The following is a 4,917-nucleotide window of genomic DNA, read 5'->3' as shown; positions in this document are numbered from 1 at the left end:
GGGGAGCGTGTTTTTTCCCGTTCTTTTTATTCTTACATCAAACCCACCGACGCGCGGGGCCCCGCGGCGGGCGCCCGCGGGCTAACGGGGCCCGCCACCCGCCTGCAGGCCACCGTAGGCGCCTCCGACACCGTGGCCCGGCTGGGTGGCGACGAGTTCACGGTAGTGCTGGAAGACGTGGAGTCGATTCCCGCCGTGGAGCGCATGGCGCGCGAGATCCTCACCGCGTTCTCGATGCCGCTGGAAGTGGACGAACGGCATGACGTCAACATCACGCCTTCGCTGGGCATCAGCCTGTATCCCGACCACGCGCTGGTGCCGACCGACCTGCTGAAATTCTCCGACACGGCCATGTACCAGGCCAAGGCCGAGGGCAGGAACACCTACCAGATCTACAACGAGACCATGGACGCCGAGTCGCGCCGCCGCGCCACCGTGCTGGCCTCGCTGCGCAAGGCGCTGGACCGCGGCGAGTTCCGGCTGGTGTACCAGCCGCGCATGGCCCTGGCCGACGGCCGCATCACCGGCGTGGAAGCGCTGCTGCGCTGGCACAGCGCCGAGCTGGGCGAAATACCGCCCACGGTCTTCATCCCGCTGGCCGAGGAATCGGGGCTGATCCTGTCCATTGGCGACTGGGTGTTGGCCGAAGCCATGCAGACACTCAAGCGCTGGCGCGGCCACGGCCTGAACGAAATTTCCATCGGCGTGAACGTGTCGGTGCTGCAGCTGCTGCGCGGCAACCTGCCCGAACAGATCCGCAACCTCATCCGTGACCTGGGCGTGCCCGCCAACCGCATCGAACTGGAAGTCACCGAATCGATGGTGATGCAGAACGCCGAACAGACCACGCACGTGCTCAACGAACTGCGCAAGATCGGCGTCAGCCTCGCGATCGACGACTTCGGCACTGGCTATTCGTCGCTGGTCTACCTCAAGCGCCTGCCGATCGACACGCTGAAGATCGACAAGGAATTCATCGGCGACCTCACCCGCGACCCGGACGATGAAGCCATCACGGCCACCATCATCACCATGGGCCATTCGCTGGGCCTGAACGTGATCGCCGAGGGCGTGGAAAGCGAGCAGCAGCTGGGCTACCTGCGCGAACAGGGCTGCGACGAGATCCAGGGCTTCTGGCTGTCGCCGCCGCTGGATTCGCACCGCTGCCTGGCCTTCATCCGCAGCTGGCAGCCCGGCACCGTCGCCGCCATCCCGTCGCCTTATTGACCCCGCCGGCGGCCACGCCTAAGGTGCATCCGATGAACACGTCCGACCCCCTTGCCCAGCTGCAGGCCTTGGCCGAGCGCTTCGAGCGCCTGGCCGAACAGCACCACCGCGTGCTGGATGAAATCCGCAGCCTGCGCCACGGCCAGGAACAGCTGGTGGCCGAGCGCGCCGCCCTGCTCAACAAGAATGAACAGGCCCGCTCGAGGGTCGAAGCCATGATCACGCGGCTCAAGTCGCTGGAGCACAACGCGTGAGTGAGCCGGTCAACGTAAAGATCCTCGATCGCGAATTCACCGTTGGCGTCGAGCCCGACGAGCGCGACAGCCTGATGGCGGCCGCGCACCTGTTGGACGCGCGCATGCGCGAGATCCGCGGCAGCAACCGCATGGCGGCGCTGGACCGGGTGGCCGTGCTGACCGCGCTCAACCTGGCCCACGAACTGCTGCAGCTCAAGCAGGCCGCCGAACAGCGCGACCTGGCGCTCAACCGCACGCTGGGCGAGCTCAACCGCAAGCTCGACGGCCTGTTCGACGCGCCGCGCTGACGTTCACCAAACGTTTCGGATCGCGGCCTATAATCCATGCGTCCTCTGCCGTGTCCGACAGCGTGCAAAACATACGCCTTGTCCCATAAACACGACCCGGGAATCTGCGGTGATAGCCGTGTGCATGTCCGCCCCGCTGCGGAAAGCCTGACGCCGTCGCACAGGTGCCCACTTGATCCCAGGGATCAAGGTCGTTTCGCCCGCATCGGCATGGTGGAGGATGTTCATTGACTGTTTCACGCGACGACCTCCGCCGCGACCTGCGCGCACGCCGCGCCGCCCTCACGCCCGGCGTCCGCCTGGCCGCCGCCGACGCGGTGGCCCGCCACCTGGGCGAACAGCCTGATCTGCGCCTGCCCGGCTATGTCGGCGGCTATTGGGCCGTGAATGGCGAACTGCCGCTGCACGCCGTGCAGCTTCGGCTGGCGCCGGGCCAGGTCTGGTGCCTGCCCGTGGTGCAGGCCGACGGCGGCCTGCGCTTCGCGCCCTGGCGCGCCGGCGACCCCATGCAGCCCAACCGCTACGGCATCCCCGAGCCCGTGCTGGCGCCCGAATCCACGCTTCGTGCCGACCAACTGCAGTGGGCGCTGCTGCCCCTGCTGGGCTTCGACCGGCGCGGTGCCCGGCTGGGCATGGGCGGTGGCTACTACGACCGGGCCTTCGCCTTCCGCCGCGACGCCGCCGCCCCGCCGCGGCTGGTCGGGGTGGGCTATGGACTCCAGGAGTTGCCGGCGCTGGCGACCGAATCCTGGGACGTCGCCCTGGACGCCATCGCCACCGAACACGGATTCGTGCCAGTCGGGCGATAATGGCGGCATGAAGCACTACTGGCTGATGAAGTCCGAACCCGACGAGTTCTCGATCGACGCCCTGAGCCAGGTCGGCCGGGAACCGTGGAGCGGCGTGCGCAACTACCAGGCGCGCAACTTCATGATGAAGGACATGAAGGTGGGGGACGGCATCCTGTTCTACCACTCCAACTGCACCGTGCCCGGCGTGGCGGGGCTGGCGGAAGTGGCGTCGCCGGCCTACCCAGACCCGACGCAGTTCCTTCCCGGCTCCGACTACTTCGACGCCGCCAGCAAGCCCGAACAGCCCCGCTGGTGGCTGGTGGACGTTGGCTTCAAGCGCAAGTTCAAGCGCATCGTGTCGCTGGACGACATGCGCGCCCAGGCCGAGGCGCTGGGCGACTTCGCCCTGCTTCGCCGCGGCAACCGCCTGTCGGTGCTGCCGGTGACGGCGGCGCAGTACAAGCACATCCTCACCCTGGAATAAGCACGGAGCCGCCGATGTCCCGCGACGCACAGAAGAAACTCGCTGCTGAAAAGGCCCTGGAATTCGTCGAGGAAGGCAGCGTGGTGGGCGTCGGCACTGGCTCAACCGTGGCCTTCTTCATCGACGGCCTGGCGCGCATGAAGGGCCGCATCGAAGGCGCGGTGTCGAGTTCGGAGCAGAGCACGCGCCAGCTGCAGCAGCACGGCATCCCGGTGTTCGACCTCAACGCCGTGGGTCCCCTGAAGCTCTACGTGGATGGCGCCGACGAATGCGACCCGTGGAATCGCCTGATCAAGGGCGGCGGCGCGGCGCTCACGCGCGAGAAGATCATCGCGGCGGCCAGCGACAAGTTCGTCTGCATCATCGACGCCGCCAAGCAGGTCGAACTGCTGGGCCAGTTCCCGCTGCCGGTGGAAGTGGTGCCGATGGCGCGCAGCCTGGTGGCGCGCCGGATCGTCGAAATGGACGGCCAGCCCGTGTGGCGCGAGGGCGTGGTGACCGACAACGGCAACTGGATCCTGGACGTGCACCACTGGCGCATCCAGGACCCGGTGTCGCTGGAGGCCAAGCTCAACCAGATCACGGGCGTGGTGGCCTGCGGGCTGTTCGCGGCGCGCCCGGCCGACGTGGTGATCATCGGCGACACGATCCGCGCGATCCGCGGCTGAGCCGCGAACCGCGGAGCCGTCAGGCCGGGGTATTGGCCGCAATCAGCCGGAGCATGGCGCCCAGGCCGCCGTGCAGGGCGCTGACCTCGTAGCCCAGCCGCTTGAGCACGAAGGCCGCGGCCGCCGAACGCTCGCCGGTGTTGCAGTAAACCACCACGCGGCTGCCCGAGGGCAGCGCGCCGGCAATGTCTTCGCGCAGGCGATACAGCGGCACGTTGATCGAGCCGTCGATGGCGCGCTGCGCATGCTCCTCGGGCATGCGCACGTCCACCAGCGTCGCGCCCAGCTGGGCCAGCTTGGCCGCCTCGGCCGGCAGCACCCACGACAGCATCGGAGGCTTGAGCACGGCTTCGAAGGCCTCGCGCGAGAGCCGCATCAGCACGCCACCCTGCATCATGCGCACCGTGGCGTTGCGCGGCAGGTTGGACAGCAGCGCGTCCTCGCCAAAGGTGTCGCCTTCGCGCAGGTAGGCCACCACCTGCGGCGCGCCATCAAGGTACTTGGACACCGACGCAGTGCCTTCGCGAACGACATAGAAATAATCCGGTGCGTCACCCTCGCGCATCACGATCTCGCTGGGCTTGACGTTCACCGGCTCGAACAGCTGGAACATCTTTTCGATGTTGCCCGTCGGCAGCCGCGCGAAGGCCTGGCTGCGCAGCAGGCGGAACACCCAGTTGTTGCCGCCGGGGCCGGTGCCGTAATGCCGGTTGTTCTCGTCACGGCTCAGCTGGTCCCAGGTGATCAGCTTCTCGAGGTACCGGCGATCAATGCGCATCACCCGCGCCTTGCCCGACACCACCTTGGCGGTGAACCGGCGCGGCACGGCGTCGTTGAGCGAATAGCGCCCGTGCGGCGCGCTGGCCACGTGGGCCACGCTGCGGCCGTCGGGGTAGTTGCAGCGCAGCTCGCCGTCGAGCAGGTAAACCGTGTCGTCGTCGAGGTCGCCCGATTCGAAAACATTCTCGCCGCGCGAATAGTCGGACACGGAGGCCTCGCGGGCCAGTTGGTCCCGGGTTTCCTGGCGCAGGGACTCAAGCGGGAACAGGCGGGCCAGGTCGGTGGCGGGGACGGGCATGGGGCAGGCTCCTGAAGCGGATGTCCCGAGTCTATCGCCGGGGAGGGTGTTTGGGGTAGCGGGGGTTTCGGGGTTTCGACTTGCCTTCCCCCCGGGGGGGGAAAAAAAAAGGGGGGGGGGACAAA

At 67.7% G+C, this 4,917-nt stretch carries 7 protein-coding genes and 1 other RNA gene; 7 read left to right on the top strand and 1 reads right to left on the bottom strand.

Annotated features, from left to right (window positions below):
* The 7 genes from K0M70_RS03395 to rpiA form a co-directional block, all read left to right on the top strand.
* On the top strand, positions 1-1,227 hold a 1,227-nt coding region (locus K0M70_RS03395; protein ID WP_290779297.1), incomplete at its 5' end, for a bifunctional diguanylate cyclase/phosphodiesterase.
* Positions 1,228-1,259: 32 nt separating this feature from the next.
* On the top strand, positions 1,260-1,481 hold the full coding sequence (locus K0M70_RS03390) for a TIGR02449 family protein (protein WP_290779295.1): 222 nt from the start codon (positions 1,260-1,262) through the stop codon (positions 1,479-1,481).
* On the top strand, positions 1,478-1,771 hold the full coding sequence (locus K0M70_RS03385) for a cell division protein ZapA (protein ID WP_290779293.1): 294 nt from the start codon (positions 1,478-1,480) through the stop codon (positions 1,769-1,771). Before K0M70_RS03390 ends, K0M70_RS03385 begins: the two co-directional genes overlap by 4 nt.
* 39 nt (positions 1,772-1,810) lie before the next feature.
* Positions 1,811-1,995, top strand: a non-coding RNA gene (gene ssrS, locus K0M70_RS03380) — 6S RNA.
* 3 nt (positions 1,996-1,998) lie between these two features.
* Positions 1,999-2,580 (top strand): 5-formyltetrahydrofolate cyclo-ligase, encoded by a 582-nt coding sequence (locus K0M70_RS03375; protein ID WP_290779291.1) that lies wholly within the window; start codon positions 1,999-2,001, stop codon positions 2,578-2,580.
* 7 nt (positions 2,581-2,587) lie between these two features.
* A complete protein-coding gene (locus tag K0M70_RS03370; RefSeq protein ID WP_290779288.1) occupies positions 2,588-3,046 on the top strand; it encodes an EVE domain-containing protein in 459 nt (152 codons plus the stop codon).
* 14 nt (positions 3,047-3,060) lie between these two features.
* A complete protein-coding gene (rpiA, locus tag K0M70_RS03365) occupies positions 3,061-3,714 on the top strand; it encodes a ribose-5-phosphate isomerase RpiA (protein ID WP_290779285.1) in 654 nt (217 codons plus the stop codon).
* A 19-nt stretch (positions 3,715-3,733) separates the two neighbouring features.
* Here rpiA and K0M70_RS03360 read toward each other — a convergent pair whose 3' ends face one another.
* On the bottom strand, positions 3,734-4,792 hold the full coding sequence (locus tag K0M70_RS03360; RefSeq protein ID WP_290779282.1) for a cyclic nucleotide-binding domain-containing protein: 1,059 nt from the start codon (positions 4,790-4,792) through the stop codon (positions 3,734-3,736).
* Positions 4,793-4,917 lie beyond the last annotated feature (125 nt).

The organism is Arenimonas sp. (assembly GCF_019459675.1).
GTDB lineage: Bacteria > Pseudomonadota > Gammaproteobacteria > Xanthomonadales > Xanthomonadaceae > Arenimonas.
The sequence above is the reverse complement of the archived record's forward strand: the minus strand, read 5'-3'. Positions and strand labels throughout refer to the sequence as shown.